This window comes from Paenibacillus sp. BJ-4, assembly GCF_020404765.1.
In the GTDB taxonomy this organism is placed as follows: Bacteria; Bacillota; Bacilli; order Paenibacillales; family Paenibacillaceae; genus Paenibacillus.
In genome coordinates, this window is record NZ_JAIVEM010000140.1 from 213,459 (window position 1) to 230,347 (window position 16,889).

General features: G+C 44.8%; 14 protein-coding genes and 2 pseudogenes. 11 read left to right on the forward strand and 5 right to left on the reverse strand.

The window, feature by feature from the left end; genetic code table 11:
* Positions 1-44: 44 nt before the first annotated feature.
* Positions 45-131 (reverse strand): annotated as a pseudogene (locus LCF57_RS20585) (IS6 family transposase); the annotation flags it as partial.
* A gap of 15 nt (positions 132-146) precedes the next feature.
* A pseudogene (locus LCF57_RS20590) lies at positions 147-590 on the reverse strand (IS1595 family transposase); the annotation flags it as partial.
* Between the two features lie 147 nt (positions 591-737).
* On the opposite strand from LCF57_RS20590, the gene LCF57_RS20595 reads away from it, so the two are divergent.
* The 7 genes from LCF57_RS20595 (at position 738) to LCF57_RS20625 (ending at position 8,206) form a co-directional block, all read left to right on the forward strand.
* Positions 738-1,721, forward strand: coding sequence for a LacI family DNA-binding transcriptional regulator (locus LCF57_RS20595; protein ID WP_226002359.1), 984 nt, complete (start codon positions 738-740; stop codon positions 1,719-1,721).
* 207 nt (positions 1,722-1,928) lie between these two features.
* Complete coding sequence (gtfA, locus tag LCF57_RS20600; RefSeq protein WP_226002360.1) at positions 1,929-3,383, forward strand: sucrose phosphorylase; 1,455 nt, start codon at positions 1,929-1,931, stop codon at positions 3,381-3,383.
* Between the two features lie 364 nt (positions 3,384-3,747).
* Complete coding sequence (locus tag LCF57_RS20605; RefSeq protein ID WP_013312603.1) at positions 3,748-4,065, forward strand: PTS sugar transporter subunit IIB; 318 nt, start codon at positions 3,748-3,750, stop codon at positions 4,063-4,065.
* Positions 4,058-4,390, forward strand: coding sequence for a PTS lactose/cellobiose transporter subunit IIA (locus LCF57_RS20610; protein WP_226002361.1), 333 nt, complete (start codon positions 4,058-4,060; stop codon positions 4,388-4,390). Before LCF57_RS20605 ends, LCF57_RS20610 begins: the two co-directional genes overlap by 8 nt.
* Positions 4,391-4,472: 82 nt before the next feature.
* Positions 4,473-5,801 (forward strand): PTS cellobiose transporter subunit IIC, encoded by a 1,329-nt coding sequence (gene celB / locus LCF57_RS20615; protein WP_226002362.1) that lies wholly within the window; start codon positions 4,473-4,475, stop codon positions 5,799-5,801.
* A 60-nt stretch (positions 5,802-5,861) separates the two neighbouring features.
* Entirely contained in the window at positions 5,862-7,286 is a 1,425-nt protein-coding gene (locus LCF57_RS20620) for a glycoside hydrolase family 1 protein (RefSeq protein WP_318840739.1), read from the forward strand.
* A gap of 209 nt (positions 7,287-7,495) precedes the next feature.
* Complete coding sequence (locus tag LCF57_RS20625; protein ID WP_226002363.1) at positions 7,496-8,206, forward strand: GntR family transcriptional regulator; 711 nt, start codon at positions 7,496-7,498, stop codon at positions 8,204-8,206.
* 97 nt (positions 8,207-8,303) lie between these two features.
* Here the strand turns inward: LCF57_RS20625 and LCF57_RS20630 are convergent, their stop codons facing one another.
* Complete coding sequence (locus LCF57_RS20630) at positions 8,304-9,845, reverse strand: family 43 glycosylhydrolase (protein ID WP_226002364.1); 1,542 nt, start codon at positions 9,843-9,845, stop codon at positions 8,304-8,306.
* A 361-nt stretch (positions 9,846-10,206) separates the two neighbouring features.
* On the opposite strand from LCF57_RS20630, the gene hmpA reads away from it, so the two are divergent.
* Positions 10,207-11,436: an NO-inducible flavohemoprotein gene (hmpA, locus tag LCF57_RS20635; protein WP_226002365.1), complete on the forward strand. Its 1,230-nt coding sequence runs from the start codon at positions 10,207-10,209 to the stop codon at positions 11,434-11,436.
* 66 nt (positions 11,437-11,502) lie between these two features.
* Here the strand turns inward: hmpA and serS are convergent, their stop codons facing one another.
* Together serS and LCF57_RS20645 are read right to left on the reverse strand one after the other, a co-directional pair.
* The gene (serS, locus tag LCF57_RS20640) at positions 11,503-12,780 is read right to left on the reverse strand and encodes a serine--tRNA ligase (protein WP_226002366.1); all 1,278 of its coding nucleotides are present in this window, start codon (positions 12,778-12,780) and stop codon (positions 11,503-11,505) included.
* Between the two features lie 296 nt (positions 12,781-13,076).
* A complete protein-coding gene (locus LCF57_RS20645; RefSeq protein ID WP_226002367.1) occupies positions 13,077-13,523 on the reverse strand; it encodes an AbrB/MazE/SpoVT family DNA-binding domain-containing protein in 447 nt (148 codons plus the stop codon).
* A 214-nt stretch (positions 13,524-13,737) separates the two neighbouring features.
* Between LCF57_RS20645 and LCF57_RS20650 the strand changes: the two genes are divergently transcribed.
* The 3 genes from LCF57_RS20650 (at position 13,738) to LCF57_RS20660 (ending at position 16,673) form a co-directional block, all read left to right on the forward strand.
* Entirely contained in the window at positions 13,738-15,120 is a 1,383-nt protein-coding gene (locus LCF57_RS20650; protein WP_226002368.1) for a helix-turn-helix domain-containing protein, read from the forward strand.
* 229 nt (positions 15,121-15,349) lie between these two features.
* Positions 15,350-15,529, forward strand: coding sequence for an aspartyl-phosphate phosphatase Spo0E family protein (locus LCF57_RS20655; protein WP_226002369.1), 180 nt, complete (start codon positions 15,350-15,352; stop codon positions 15,527-15,529).
* Positions 15,530-16,313: 784 nt separating this feature from the next.
* Complete coding sequence (locus tag LCF57_RS20660) at positions 16,314-16,673, forward strand: hypothetical protein (protein ID WP_226002370.1); 360 nt, start codon at positions 16,314-16,316, stop codon at positions 16,671-16,673.
* Positions 16,674-16,889 lie beyond the last annotated feature (216 nt).

A 16,889-nucleotide genomic window follows, 5' to 3' on the forward strand; every position in this document is an offset into this window, starting at 1 on the left:
GAATTTTATGTTGTTAAACCAAAGAGATCATGGATAAGATATATCTACTTTTGGACAGACTTCTCACCTTGGAGAGTTTGTCCTTTTTTGATCATATGCATAACTTCTATTCCAGCAATCTCTTTTTTAGCTTAATCCGCAAGTGGTCAATTTGTAAATTTATGGTACGTAATGGTTTCTGTAGCTTACGCAAGCGAGTAAAAGACGATTGAACAGTTGTCCTTCAAACTAGCCTGTGGTTGGTACGAAAGCAAAACTCGTCCAGATAGGCCTGCAAATGCTTAGGAGCCAAACCGTGAAACGTACCGCCGATAAACGCTTTGGCGTTAGAGATCATCGTATGAAGCCACTTGAGATGATCGGGATTTTCTTTGACGCTGAACTTAAGTGGCTGCTGATCGTATTCTTTCGCGAGCGCGTTATAGGAACGGTAAGCGTCGCTGCTGAATCGTTGCGCCCTGTTTGTTCAGCGAAACGCCCACAAGCACAGGAGTTTGATCGGTTCCGCGACCACGCTTGTCGTGGGCGACCAAAAAGGTGGCCCAAAACCAAGTCAGCCGCGGTGTATGCGATTTATGCATGATCGTTCCCGGGGGCTGTCCAAAAAGTCATTGAAGATGTCTATATAAAATAATTAAGTGGAGACATTTTCAAACTTTCGTTAGAATTATGATATATGAATATTTGAGAATTATAAAATAATCTAGAATTTTCTGATGTTTACGGAGGCCAATCCATTGAAACCAAAACTAGAAGATGTAGCAAAGCGTGCGGGTGTTTCCCCAACGACGGTTTCCAGAGTCATGAATAACAGGGGATATATCAGTGAAAAGACACGCTCTTTAGTATATAACGCTATGGAAGAGCTGAATTATGTACCGAACGAAATGGCCAGATCGCTGTTATCCAAACAAAGCAACATTGTAGGACTGATTTTTCCAACGGTGAGTAACCCTTTTTATGCGGAGTTAATATTTCATATTGAGCTTGCTTGTGAGGAGCTGGGGTATAAGGTTTTTCTGTGCAACAGTTTGAAAAGTGCAGAGAAGGAAGCGAATTATTTGAGGATGCTGCTACGGAACCAAGTAGATGGAATTATTGTCGGTAGTCATAACAGGGGCGTATTTGAGCGAGTAAACTCTTCATTCCCCATTGTCTCCATTGACCAGTATATTTCTGAAAATGCGGTTGTCGTCTCTTCGGATAATTATTTGGGTGGGAAGTTGGCAACGGAACATTTAATTCATAAAGGCTGTCAAAAAATAGTTCATATCAATGGGCCGTACATGCTGCAAACCGATACACGTTTGCGCTTGGAAGCCTACCAAAAAACGATGGAGAACCACGGGCTTGAATCCATTGTTTACGAAGTTCCAAGGTCTTTTGACCAAGAATTATATAAACAAATCATTCACCAGATTTTTAGTGAGCATCCGGATGTGGATGGTATTTTTGCGAGTGATGATATCTTGGCGGCAAACGTTTATTTTGAAGCTTTAAAGACAGGCAGACGTGTACCGGAAACCTTGAAAGTCGTTGGGTATGACGGGACAGAGACGGCCCAAGCTTTTATGCCACAGTTAACCACTATTCGACAGCCTATTGAGCTCATGGCTCGGCAAGCTGTGGGGATTTTGAACAAACAAATAAATAACCAGGACTATTCGGGGGATCTAAATCCGCTGCTCCCGGTCCATTTGATCCTTGGGCATACAACATAAATAAAGACCGTTTCCTTACTTTGTATGGAGTAACGGTCTTTTATATATTGTGTGTCAATCGTTTGACATGTCAAACCTTTGGTATATAATATAAATCATTAAAGAACGTTTTTGAAAACGCTTTACTCGTGTTGTGAATTTCACATCAGGGGACAGTAACATATTCAATATTATATCCCACAGAGGGAGAACAGGGGATGAACCATCATGCCAATTAAAAATGAAATTATGCTTATCACTTATGCGGACAGTATGGGAAAGAATCTGAAAGAGCTGGGGGAACTGCTAAGCAGTCATTTTAAACATGTCATCGGCGGCGTTCATTTGCTTCCTTTCTATCCGTCTTCGGCAGACCGCGGCTTTGCTCCGATGACCTATGAGACGGTTGACGCACCCTTTGGTGACTGGGAAGATATTGAACGGCTGTCTCAAGATTTCTACCTTATGTTTGATTTTATGATTAATCATATCTCTCGCAGCTCGGAGTATTTTCAGGATTTTATCCAACATAAAGACGCTTCGCCGTACGCCGACTTGTTTATCCGGTACAAAAATTTCTGGCCTAATGGAGCGCCCACTCAGGAAGAAGTGGATTTGATTTATAAAAGAAAGCCACGTGCGCCTTATATTGATATCGAGTTTAAGGATGGTACGACGGAAAAGGTATGGTGTACCTTTGATGAGGAACAGGTGGATCTTAATCTGGACTCGGATGTGACCCAGCAATTTGTCAGAGAAAACCTGGTTCGTCTGGCTGAAAAGGGTGCTTCCATCATCCGACTCGATGCTTTTGCATATGCTACCAAAAAAAGAGGAACCAATTGTTTCTTCGTGGAGCCTGAAATTTGGGACATGCTTGGTGGAGCACAGGAGATATTGAAGCCTTACGGCGTCGATGTCCTGCCGGAGATTCATGAGCATTATTCCATTCAGTTGAAGCTTGCCGAAAAGGATCATTGGGTTTACGATTTTGCCCTACCTATGCTGGTGCTGCACACACTGTATAGCGGTAATAGTGAGCGTCTCACGCACTGGCTGAACATCTGTCCGAGAAAGCAATTTACTACGCTGGATACTCATGATGGAATTGGAGTGGTGGATGCCAAGGGTTTAATGACAGATGAAGAGATCGAAGAGACTAAAGATCATTTGTTCTCCAAGGGAGCTAATATTAAAAGGGTATACAATACGGCTGCCTATAATAACCTGGATATCTATCAGCTCAACTGTACGTACTATTCAGCACTCGGCAACAACGATGATGCCTATATACTGGCAAGAGCCATTCAGTTTTTTGCACCGGGTATCCCTCAAGTCTATTATGTAGGGCTGCTGGCAGGTGAAAATGACATCGACCTATTGGAAGAAACGAAGGTAGGCCGTAACATTAACCGGCATTACTATTCCCAAGAGGAAGTCATTGAAAACCTGGAAAGACCGGTTTTGAAGCGGTTATTTAAGTTAATGGAATTCCGCAATTCCTATCCAGCTTTTGATGGTGAAATTAAAATCGTAGAAGCTGGAAATCCCGATCAGTTGGAAATACAATGGGAAAAAGGGAGCTATCGCGCCCTTCTGAAAGCCAACGTGCGGACTCATGCATTTACAGTTGATTATGTAGATCTGGAAAATGGATCTCTTGTGCGTCTGACAGACGTTTAACTGACAGGACCCATCGGATTCGAAGAGCACAAGATTCCAAGAGCGTAACAGAATATAATATCATGCACGGTTATTCAGCCGCCCGCCCACAGTCTATTCCCTGTGGCGGGCGGCTTTTCTTTTTACGATAATCCCCGGGCGTGATGCCCTCCAGCTTTTTGAACATGCGAATGTTTATTGAGAGATTAAAGAGAAGAAATGAAAGCGTTAATTTTGAGGAAAAAAATAAAATGTGTCATTTTTTAAAAAAGTCTATACATATAAATTAAATGTATAGACAAATACGAAAAGCGGATTTATAATTACGCTGTAAACGTTTTCTAGTAGTTAGCATCCAATCAGACCTTGAAGGGAAGGAACAATCATGAAGAAAATTTTACTGGCGTGTAGCTCAGGTATGTCTACAAGTTTGCTGGTTACCAAGATGCAGGATTATGCCAAGTCTATTGGAGACGAGGCTGAAATTTGGGCAGTAGGTCAAGATCAGGCGGCAGAAGACATGGCGAAGGCTGACGCGGTATTGATTGGCCCACAAATGAGTTTTCTTAAAGGACAACTGGAAAAGGAAGCAGCCCAATATGGTATTCATGTCGAAGTGATTGACATGATGGCATACGGAATGGTTGACGGTAAGAAAGCCTATGAGCAGGCTGTGAAGCTGGTGGAACGTAAAAATGGATAAAGTCAATATAGCTGAACTGACGGAAGAGCAAATTAGTTTCCAACTTATTCTTCATAGTGGAAGCGCTCGCAGTAAAGTGATTCAGGCGCTGACCGAATACCGGAATGAGAATGTAGAAGGTGCGGACGAACTACTCAAGCAGGCAAAGCAGGATTTGCGTGCTGCACATGATATCCATTTTCAAATGGTCAAGAAGGAAGCCGGAGGAACCCAAACTCCTTTCTCGCTCCTTCTGATGCATGCCGAGGATCATCTGATGTCCACGGCTACCATGAAGGATTTGGTCCAAGAGCTGCTGGAGCTGTTCAAATCCAGAAGTTTATAGCTGGACCTGTAAGTGTGTGAATTTGGGACATGAAATGCTTGCAACCATTTGATGCAAGTTACTTCGCGGGGAGGAATAGGCTTTGTTTGAAAAATTAAGCCGGATACTGATACCTATTGCCGGTAAACTGAACAACAACCGCTATCTTACAGTACTGCGTGATGCATTTATGCTGTCATTTCCATTAACGGTTTTTGGCTCCATTATCGTTGTTATTATCAATCTGCCGTTTCTAAAAGGGTGGATGGGCGACGGCAATTATACGACTTTTAACAATTTGCTGAGTATTGCGCCTAATGCCACACTGAACATCATGACCTTATTCGTGGTCGTCGGGATTGGCTATTATCTGTCTCGAAGTTATAAGGTCGAGCCCATATTCGGCGGCATGATCGCGTTGGCCAGCTTCTTGATGCTAACCCCGTTTCTATTGACACAAGAAAGCGGTGCCACGATTGCCGGTGTCATTCCGGTTGACCGGATCGGGGCCAAAGGCATGTTCCTCGGTATGATCGTCGCTTTTATCGCGGCTGAGATATATCGAAAGGTGACACAGCGGAATTTCGTCATTAAAATGCCTCCAGGCGTTCCGCCGGCAGTCGCCAAATCGTTTGCCGCTTTGCTTCCGGCATGTATCACATTGGGCATATTTTTGATCATTAACGTTGTGGTTACACTGACCCTTCATAATAACCTGCATGATCTGATTTATCATGCCGTACAGGCACCACTGGTGCATTTGGGCAGTGGCATTATACCTACATTGATTGCTATATTCTTTGTTCAACTTTTATGGTTCTTTGGGCTGCATGGTCAAATTATTATCAACTCGGTCATGGACCCAATCTGGAATACGCTGGCACTTGAAAACTATGAAGCGTACTCCAAAGGAGCGGAACTGCCGCATATTATCACCAAGCAGTTTGTGGATATTTATACCGTAGGTATCGGTGGTACAGGTATGACACTGGCTGTTGTGCTTTCGATTCTGATCTTCCTGAAGAGCAAGCAATTGAAGCAGGTCAGTAAGCTGGCCCTTGGACCGGGGCTGTTTAATGTCAACGAACCCGTCATATTCGGTTTGCCGATTGTGATGAATCCGCTTATTTTTGTCCCATGGGTCATTGCTCCAATGATCGTTACGCTGATTACTTACTTTGCCATGTCCACCGGGATTGTGCCGCCGCCCAACGGGATACAGGTTCCTTGGACGATGCCGTTGTTCTTTAGCGGAATGATGGCTACGGGTTCTCTGATGGGTGGCGTGCTGCAGCTGTTTAATATGGCTGTCGTCTTTGTCATCTGGTTCCCATTCCTGAAAATTATTGACCGGATGAACGTTCGTAAAGAGCAGGAAGAGGAGCTTAGCCAAGCAGCCATTGCAGGTAAGGATCAAACTGTTGGAATGTAAGGTGAATAAGCTGCTGGATTAGCGGCTTGTTCATTGCAAAAGAGAGAGGAGTAGAGAGCTGTGAATCATACCGAACTGAAAGATATAGAGCAGCAAGCCATTCAATACCGTTTTCCATCCGACTTCTGGTGGGGTTCGTCAGCTTCGGCTACCCAGACAGAAGGAACCGTGGAGGGAGACGGCAAAGGACCAAACATTTGGGATTATTGGTTTGAGCAGGAGCCGAACCGTTTCTATGACGGGGTTGGTCCTGCCGACACATCCCGTTTCTATACCCGTTACAAAGAAGATATTGCACTCATGAAAGAGCTTGGTCACAACTCTTTCCGGTTTTCCATCTCCTGGTCGCGTCTGTTTCCGGCGGGAAGAGGTGCTATAAACCAGCAGGCGGTTCAATTCTATAACGCCGTCATTGAAGAATTGCGGCAGGCGGATATTGAGCCATTCGTCAATCTGTATCATTTTGATTTGCCGATGGCTTTACAAGAAAAAGGAGGCTGGGTAAACCGGGAGACAGTCGAAGCTTATGTGGATTACGCTAACACTTGCTTTGAGCTATTCGCGGATCGTGTAGCCAAATGGTTTACACATAATGAGCCCATTGTCCCGGTGGAAGGCGGCTATCTGTACGATTTCCACTATCCGAATGAAGTGGATTTCGGTAAAGCTGTACAGGTGGGATATCATACCCTGTTATCGAGCGCCAGTGCCATTAAGGCTTACAGAGAAGGAGGCTATAAGGGCAAAATAGGTATTATTTTGAACCTGACGCCAACCTATCCGCGTAGTCAGCACCCGGCAGACGTGCAGGCTGCTGAAATATGCGATGCGTTCTTTAACCGTTCCTTTTTAGACCCATCTGTGACGGGAGAATTTAATCCTTTGCTCGTGGAGCTGTTACGCCAAGAGGGATTTGTACCAAGCATGGAAGACGGAGATCGGGAGATTATATGCAAGGGCACGGTTGACCTGCTGGGCATTAACTATTATCAGCCACGCAGAGTCAAGGCCCGCGAAAGTCTGCCGAACCCGGATGCGCCTTTTGTGCCAGAACGTTTCTTCGACTATTATGTCATGCCTGGTCGCAAGATGAATGAAATGCGGGGCTGGGAGATCTACGAGAAGGGAATTTACGATATTCTGACCAATGTCAGACAAAATTATGGCAACATTGAATGCTTCATCTCAGAAAACGGAATGGGCGTTCAAGGTGAGGAAAAATTCAGGGATGCACAGGGCATGATCCATGATGAATATCGCATTGACTTTATCCGTGAGCATTTAAAATGGGTTCAACGGGCCATCTCGGAAGGCTCCAACGTGAAAGGCTATCACTTATGGACGTTTATGGACAACTGGTCCTGGACGAACGCTTATAAAAATCGCTATGGCTTCGTGTCTGTCGATCTTCAGAACGAAGGGAAAAGATCCGTTAAACAGAGTGGACACTGGTTCAAACAGGTGATCGAAAATAACGGATTCTAAGGTGGTAGGTGGTCCTCTGGGCCGCCTTTTTTTCTTCATCACTGAAATAAAGCGATGCTGTATACCGCTGGTGAGAAAGTATAATGTTCGGTATACTTACTTATACCGTAATACCTTAACGTCCCGCCTGCAGAATAAAAAGAACCAGCACTACCGATGTTTTGGTAAAATGCTGACATAAAACAATTTTTAGTACAGGTGGTAGACAGATGAACAAATACGAGCGGATTGCACAAGAGGTCAAAGAGCGTATTATGAATAAGACCTATAGCAGTGATGACCCGATTCCCGATGAGATCTCACTGGCAAGAGAGTTTCGTGTAAGTCGGATGACGATTAAGAGGGCATTGGATACATTGGTGATGGACGGGTTGCTGAATCGTAAAAGAGGACACGGAACCTTTATCGTCAAATCGGTTCATAATGGTCCTGTTAACGTCGTCGTAAATGAAATGCTGGGGTTAACCAACGTACTGCGCGGGAAAGAGATCAAAAATAAAATCGTCGCCTTTGACGTTCAATTTCCATCCGAGGAAGTAGCGACTCATCTGTTTATTGATGCCAATTCTCCTGTATATCATGTGATCCGCCTACGTATTGTGGAAGGCGAGCCATATGTTATCGAGCGCACGTACATGCCCACGAAGCTGATTAGCGGTATTACCGAGGAGGTGCTGTACGGCTCGGTGTACAAACATATCAAGGAGGAGCTGGGCCTTAATATTGTCGGTTCACATCGTACAATTCGCGCGTCCAAGTCGACAGAACTGGATCGGGAGCATTTGGACTGTGCAGCGGATGATCCAATCTTGGAAATTGAGCAGGTGGGTTATCTGGATACGGGTATACCATTTGAATACTCATTCTCGCGGCATCGGTACGACAAATTTGTGTTTACCACAGTGAACCGGATGCGTTGAGCGAGTGTGTACGAAGCGGATGGTAAAAAGAAAACATGGCAGAAGAAGCCTCCTTTATGTAGGTGCTTTCCTGCCATGTTCTTTTTCATGGAACGAATTAATGACCAAGTAACCTGACCTCATGCACCGTTGGGGTATACCAGTTGTTCGGATTATTAAATAACACCGCATTGACGAGATGGATTCGCACGTAACGGGCTTGATAATTGACTTTGTCACTGGTGAAGCCATACGCGGTATTTGTGGTGCGGTCAATGGTGGAGTAGTTAACTCCATCCGTGCTGTATTCAATTTTATATTTGTAATACGCTTCCGATCCTTTGTACATAAACCATGAAATATCCACTTCGTTAATGGTTTTGCTACTGCCCAAATCGACCTGCCACCAAGCGGGCCAGGATGCAGATGCAGCTTTCCACGAGGTTTGGGCGTTGCCGTCGTTCGCCAGTGAAGCTGGAGAAGCGGATGCGACTGAGCTGGCAGTCGCTGCTTTGCCTTGCGCGTGATTCACAAGGGACGGCAGGATGACCGTGCCTGTTGCTGCATTCAGATCCCAACTACTGTACCAGTTCAGGGTTGCTGTTTTATTGGAGTCATTCAAAGTCAGCGGCAACCAAATGAATTTGTGGTCGCTCAGATTGAGCGGATTCCAGCGGTCGCCCATATAGATATAGCTGGTTCCTGCGCTGCCTGTAATGGTAGCGATGGAGTGAATTTGCGAACCGTAAGCTGCCGGGTCACCGAAGGGCGACAGAGCAGACCAGCTTCCAGTCATGGAGCTGGCGGTTGCATAGGCTCCCTGATTCGGATACCAGCCGGATGCTTGCGAGGTGAACAGGTAGTAGGTGTTGTTCTTTTTCACAACAGCAGGGGCTTCACGGTAGCCATTCTCGAAAACCCAGCCTACAAACGATTGTACGCCCGTATAGTCGGCTGTCAGCTTGAAGATCGCCATTGTATCGTTGGCCCCGCCATTTTTACGGGAAGCTGTAATGAGGTAGCCGCTGCCGTCGGTATCTGTGAACACCGTCATATCACGGGACTCGTAATTCAGCGGGCGGAAGCTGCCTTGATAGACAAAATTGCCGTCGGGTGTATCGCTGGTAGCCACAGCTACGCGACCAAGTGAATAGTCTGTGCCATTCTCATAATGCGCCCATAGCACGTACTTTCCAGTTGTTTGGTTGTAAATGACTTTGGGACGCTCGATTTTGCTGGAATTTAGCTCAGGGGCGGAATCCTTGCTGAGAATAGTGCTGCGGAAGGACCAATTTTTCAGATCGGTTGAGGTATATACGTTCACTTTTTCAAATTTCCAGTTCTCGGCATGCTCGCCGTACCAATAATAAGTGGAGCCTACTTTTAAAATATTGCCGCTGTTGGCCTGAATCGGATTACCCGCGGTGTCTTTCCAATCCGTTCCGTTAGTAATGGCTGTGCTGGCGGTTGCGTTCAGGGAACGTTCTGCATGGGTAGCGTCCAAACCATTCAGTGCTTGAATCGCTTCATTCCCGTAGGTTGCATGAGTCACGTCTGTCGTATTGGCATGTGCTGCATCGGGTTGAAGACCTGTACCTGCCACTGCGAGTATGATACAAAACCATGCACCTAACCATTTGCTGCTGCTAATCCACTTCACGACATCATCTGCCTCCCTTAATACGGATAGGATGGGCTGGAACGGCTTGTCCCGTGCCTCAACTTCGATTCTATCCTAATTGGAAGCGTTTACAAGTGGAATAAATTGAAGTCTTATAATGGTGAACCAAGTTCTGACTATACAAAATTCACATCCACGTCTAAATAGGTACTGTTCAGTCTTTGCAATTGTGCGTTTTGTCATTGACATGTTTGAATTATTCAAATTTAAAGTGACTGCAATCACATTAACGGTTACTTTATGTGGGTATACTGGGTTGTAAATGGAGGGTTAACAATGGGGTGCATATGTTGAAACACTCTTTTGTTCATCTTATTTTGGAGAGAAGAGGGATACAAAAATGCTGAGTGAGCAAACCATTGCAACGATAAAGTCAACTGTACCTGTTTTGGAGGTTCATGGAACTACGATCACCAAGCGCTTTTACCAAATGATGTTCGAGGCTCATCCCGAGCTGTTGAATATATTCAATCACGCGAACCAGAAGCAAGGACGTCAGCAGGGGGCGCTGGCCAATGCTGTATATGCGGCTGCACAGCACATTGATCGTCTGGAGGAAATCCTTCCGGTGGTGCGGCAGATTGCACATAAGCATCGCAGTTTGGGAATTAAGCCTGAGCATTATCCTATCGTCGGAAAATATCTGCTCGCTGCGATCAAGGACGTGCTGGGAGATGCGGCTACAGACGAAATCATCGCCGCATGGGCCGAAGCCTATGGTGTGATCGCTAATGTATTTATAGACGTGGAAGCAGACATGTATAAGAATGCGGAGCAGCAGCAGGGAGGATGGTCAGACTTTAAGAGCTTTGTTGTGCAGAAAAAGGTTAAGGAAAGTGACCAAATTACTTCCTTCTATCTGGTGCCGCAGGATGGACAGGCGCTGCCTGCATTCGAGCCTGGGCAATATATCAGCCTAAAGATGCAGATTCCAGGTGAACATAATACCCACATCCGTCAATACAGCCTTTCGGATGCACCGGGCCGGCCTCACTACCGGATATCCGTAAAACGCGAGGATGCCGTAGGGTCCCGTCCGGCGGGTAAAGTGTCTATGTATCTGCATGAGCAGGTGCAGGAGGGTGATGTGTTGCAGTTATCTGCACCAGCTGGCGATTTTACGCTGGATCGGACAGATCGCAGACCTGTCGTGTTAATTAGTGGTGGAGTCGGGCTAACCCCGATGGTCAGCATGCTGGCTTTCTTGGTGGAATCTGCTCCGGATCGGCCCGTCACCTTTGTCCACGCAGCAGTCAGTGGGGATAACCATGCTCTGCGTAATGAGGTGGAAAAGCTGGTCGCCACACATGCACAGGCCGCAGTTCGATGGTGTTACAGCAGACCAACGGAGCAGGATCGGCTGGCACAGGCCTTTCACAAGGAAGGTCGCCTGGATCTGGCCTGGCTGCAATCGGTTGTGCCGGACAAGAACGCCCAATATTACTTTTGCGGTCCTGAAGCATTTATGCAATCGGTGTATGGCCTGTTGAAGGAGTGGAATATCCCTGCTGCGGATATCCACTATGAATTTTTTGGCCCTGCCAGTGCGTGGGAAGCAGAAGCACAGTAAGACATCAAAAAAGACGAAGGAAACTTTCCTTCGTCTTTTTTGATGATCACAATTGTGTCTAGTTGTTTATTGCAAAAATTCCATATGCTGCGGCATATACCGACGTAAAGCCTCTGGAATACGGATCGAGCCGTCCTCCTGCTGATGATTCTCCAGCAGCGGGATCAAAATCCGGGGCGAAGCGACCGCTGTATTGTTGAGCGTGTAACAATATTGCAGCTTGCCGTCCGTATTGCGGTAACGGATGTTGGAACGGCGCGCCTGAAAATCAAGCAGTTGGGAAGACGAATGTGTCTCGCCGTAAGCCTGTCGACTCGGCATCCATGTCTCAATATCTACCTGTTTGTAGGTTTTTTGCGCCATATCACCTGTACACACCGCCATTTTGCGGTAGGGCAGCTCCAGTAGTTGCAGCAGGTCTTCCGCATTGCGTGTAATCTCCTGAAACATCTGCTCCGAAGCGTCCAGACTAGCTTCGCAGAGCACTACCTGCTCCACCTTGGCAAACTGGTGTACACGATACAGTCCGTGCACATCTCTTCCGGCTGAGCCGACCTCATTGCGGAAGCATACCGATACAGCCGCCAGCCGGATCGGGTCCGTGACATCTACGATTTCACCGCTGTAATACGCGACGAGCGGGACCTCCGAAGTACCCACAAGCCATTGATCCTCCCCTGCGATGCGGTAGGTCTGATCCAGCCCAAGTGGGAAAAAGCCGGTGCTACGCATTGCCTCCGAGCGTACCATTAGCGGAACGTCCAGCAGCTGGAATCCCCGTTCAGTCAGCAGATCTACTGCAAGCTGCTGCACAGCCCGGTGCAATGCAACCCCTGCTCCCGTCAGGTAGTAATTCCGGGTTCCGGCTGTTTTGACGCCTCGGGGAACGTCGATCAGGCTGTGAAGCTGGCCGAGTGCCATATGATCCTTCGGTTCAAATCCGAAGTCAGGTACTGTTCCGATCCGTTCCAGTTCTACATTGTTTTCATCCGATCTGCCCCGTGGCGTATCGGGCGATACGATATTAGGCATCAGAAGCAAGAGCTGCTGAAACTGCTCCTCGACTTCCTGTTGCGGGGTTTCCAGACGTTCTAGCTGACCGTTAATTTCTTTGACCTGCTGCTTCGCTTCCTCTGCCTGCTCACTCTTTCCGGCATGAATCAGCGCCCCAATATCTTGACTGCACTGATTACGTGTCTGACGCAGCTGTTCTACTTCTTGAAGCAGCTGCTTTCTCCGATCATCCAAGGTCAGCAGCTCTGCCACCGATACTTGCATTCCTTTGTTGTCTGCTGCTGTCTGAACCTCTTCCTGATGCTCTCTGATCCATTTGATGTCCAACATGACACCGCACTCCCTTTCGGATAAAAATACAAAAAGCGCCCTCATCCACATGGGACGAGGAGCGCTTTGATCTCGCGGTGCCACCCAAATTGACCGGACAGCATGACAGATGTCATCGCTCTCCAATCCACTTTGCTCCGCTGTAACGGGCGGGTCCGGCTTACTTAGGAACATATTGCCATATCGTACGCTAACGTATGATCCTTGGCGTAAACGCCTCCGAGTTGGATGCTCTTCACAGGCATAGTATCGTTTGCTTTTTTTTAAGTATACAGATTTTCGGCAGGGCAATCAAGCTATAACAACTTTTTAAGCTGGGATATACGGCCTTGTGACACGCCAAGCCATTTTGCATATTCGCCCTGCTTGGCATGGGGATGTTCATGCACCATTTTTCTTAGGCGTTCGACTAATTCTCGTGAGGATTGGTTTACTCTCTTTCTTTTGTATGCAGGTTTCTTAACCACTGGAGGAGGAGCGTGACTGACGCCTATATTTCCTTTTAGCTCTTGCATACAGTCTTTACATATAAGTGAATTTCTAAAATAGGTCAGATCTTCGACAGCATTGCATAATTTACAGGCGACTCCGATATACTTTCGCATACTCAAAAAACCGGTTTCAATATCCATATAAAATTCTAAAGGATCACAGGCATCAATACCCATAGACATCCGCATTTCTATAGGAATAACGATTCGGCCTAACGAATCTAAAGAACGAGTCATCCCTGTATTCTTCATGATGATATCCTCCTTCTGCATCTCCTGCATCGAGCATTGCAAATACCTCCTATTACCAAGATAAAAAGCAATTAAATAGAAGTATTTATTGTTGTTCCAAAAGATGGTATTATCAGGAGTAGTCAAAATTATAATCATATTATAAGTTTCCAAAATATATTTTTTTAAAAAATTTGTATCGTATTATAGTTCACGCTGAAAGGGTGGTTTATTCATGGAAATCACACCTACGATTAGAGCAGAATTAGAAAGATACCTAAAGCAAGAAGGCTTGAGCATGACCGAGTTTGGACACATTGCTGGCATGAATCCGGGTACAGTAAGCGGCATTGTAACAGGCAATCGCTCCATTTCGGTGCACCAATTGGATCGTATTACGTTAGGAATGAATTTACCAACAGACCATTTCTATGAAAGATATGTTGAAGAATGCACTATAGATGCGCCGCTAAACTGGCGAAGAATTAGTCCATTCTTGTATCGATGCGTGCAGTTTCAGCGTGTAGACTGTTTGAAAAAAGTAGTAAGTGTGCTGCTGGATAATCCGGGTTATCTTCCTCACCTCTTTGAGTTAGCCGAGAATTGCTTTGAACAAGGTTATCGGGAAGCGGCGGCTTATCTTTATGAAAACGTCGCCGAGGGCGAAAAACAGCAGCATTCGGAACGACTTGCACTCTGCCACTATCGCTTGTTCACTATTGCGATAGGAAGGGATCAGAATCTCAATTCCGACGCAGCGGCCAAATTCGAATCGTTTGTCCATCGTTTGCATGAAGTCGATCAACTGGATGCGCTGAAAGATTTGGCGAATGTGTACAGAGCATTGAGCCAGTGGGACATGGTATATAAGTATGCAAAGCAAATGGGACGACTAGGGAGAATATACTATGACATGGTTCATAACTCTGAGCGTAAGGAAAAAGAACCACAAAAGAAGCTAAGCAGGCCGCTTTTTGTATACATAGCTTACGCCGAAATGATGTGTGCTAATGCCTGTGATGCGAAGGGAGATCATGAGCGGGCATTAGTACACCTTCAAGGCTATGCTGATCTAAGCTGGGTCAAGGAAAGTGACCCGGACACGCTCCATTGGCTGGGTCTATTTCAGCATTGGGCGAAAATTAATACTTATGTGAACAAGCTGATGTCGGGAGATGTGAGTGTCCTGCCGAATTATGTAGAGTATATGGCAGGCGAAAAATATATTTTCAACGAACTCTTAAACGTCATTGAAGCAGCCAATCGCTATCATATTGATGTGGATCATATCCTTCGGCGCTTTGAATCTCAAATTACGGCGTATCAGGAGCCGTCCCCTGCTGACATTAGGCAACAATATTTGCCACAGCAGTATGCACGGTTTTGGTACAAGATGGCTAACTATAGTCTGAATAAGGGCAGGTACTCTTATGGCTTCGAGTGCCTTTTAGTCGCTTGGGAAAAATCTCTTTCAATTAATAATCAACTGATTATTTCAAACTGTGCACGATTATTTGAGCGTTTTGGTGTGAATGCTGTCCTTGAAACAGGAAAAAAACTTCAGGAAATGTGGAAAGAAATTGATCAAAAAGATGGCTTTGCTCTTGATAACAACTAGTTTTTTACGAGAACTTTTACTACCAGTTCAGGCTAAAGATCCAACCTTTGACACACCCAAACCACAATACCACGTTGATACAACTTAATCTGAGAACTAATTTATTAACATTGACCAGCCTAGACGCTGGTCTTTTTTTGTTATATTATGCTGATTTTTGATTGCTAAAATAGCGATCCATATTTCCACATTCCAACCTAAAATGAGATTCATTAGGAGGGGATATGCTATGAATACAGATGAAACGTTAAACCAACAGTTGGAAGATGCCCGGCAACGATTGCATGATCTGTACGAAGAGTATGGTTTCGGACATGCCTGTGTGCTGGAGCAGTCTATGTTCTTGGATGAACTGATTAATCAGTACAACCGTATGTTTCATACCAAGAAGCAGACCCAACTGGTGTAACCTGACAACATCATACTTTCAGAGCCATTTTATGCAAAACTATTCCTCCTCTCATCTAACTAATATCATCATTCTATATAATGGCTTTTTTAAGAGAAAAATACATTAACATGTCATAAAATGTAATTTCCAATCATGGAAAAATATAAACATGTGATAGAATCATCATTAAAATAGTTATCATTAATTAAAAATTTATGTATAAAATGCTGCGGGATTGGTCACGTCTATTGACTATTCATAACTTAAGAGCCAGTTCCTCCAGCTGATGTACTAGAGAGACTGTATCATCCAGATAAGATATCAACAAAGGATGGATTGTTTGTAAAAACACTTCAAAGTGAAGAGAAATTCAGTCAAGATGAAGTAGTGTATGATGGTTCAAAGACTACTGATAAAACTAAAGCGATCATTCAATATGACGCTACTTATATCAAGGAAGAAGATAACAAGTGAATTGCTCCAGTAGGTGGTCCCCATTGGGGGCATTTTTTGATATTAGGTTGATGTGATTGGTTCACTGATAAGTCTCAAGAACTCCAACCAGCACCATGGGTGACCGAACCCAATAAAACAGAAGCCGTGTTGCAATCTTTTGATAAAGCCATGTTTCACCTACAAAAATCTAATCGTTAAAATTTCAGCGTGGTGGAGGGCCGATTATTTGAAAAGAAAGTTTTTAAAATCAATAGACAGCGTTTAATTCGATCAGCTCCTAACAAAAATGTGTCAAAAGGAAAATTGAAAAACTATGTAATACTTATTTTAGAAGGGAGGATTCGATGTGAACAAGCGACTCAGAACAATTGTTGTTGTTTTAGGTCTAGCTGTTGTTGTCGGAGGGGTAATATCCGTCATACAAAATCAAACTTTTGCCAATGAAACCAAAACCCGGGTTAAGACTACAGACGACTCTGACTGCCTCTCACCAGAGAGAAAGAAAGAACTAGAACATCTAGCTCAATCTAAACAACCCCACATCCTGTTAACTGAGCACGGAGATTTTTATCCAGTTAAGGTTCCAAACAAGTACCCAAGCGATCAGGTTGCAAATTTGGACAATGATGGAGAAGAATTAACAGCTAAGACAAAGCAGGTCATTTTAAGAAATTTCATCTACGAAAAAAAGGATATAAAAAACTAAAGGTTTGTATGGAACGTTCATTAGATTGGCGTTCCTTTTTTATTCTGTTTACGAGTGAAACGTTCTAGTCAATTTTTCTAAATCCATATTTCATGTTTGTGAAGGAAAAAAGGTAGGCTATATTGGAATAATATTGAATTAAAATCCTCATTTCGCTGTTCAAAGTGGGCTATGGTCTCTATAATGCCTTTTTAATTTCATGTAAAATGTAATGAT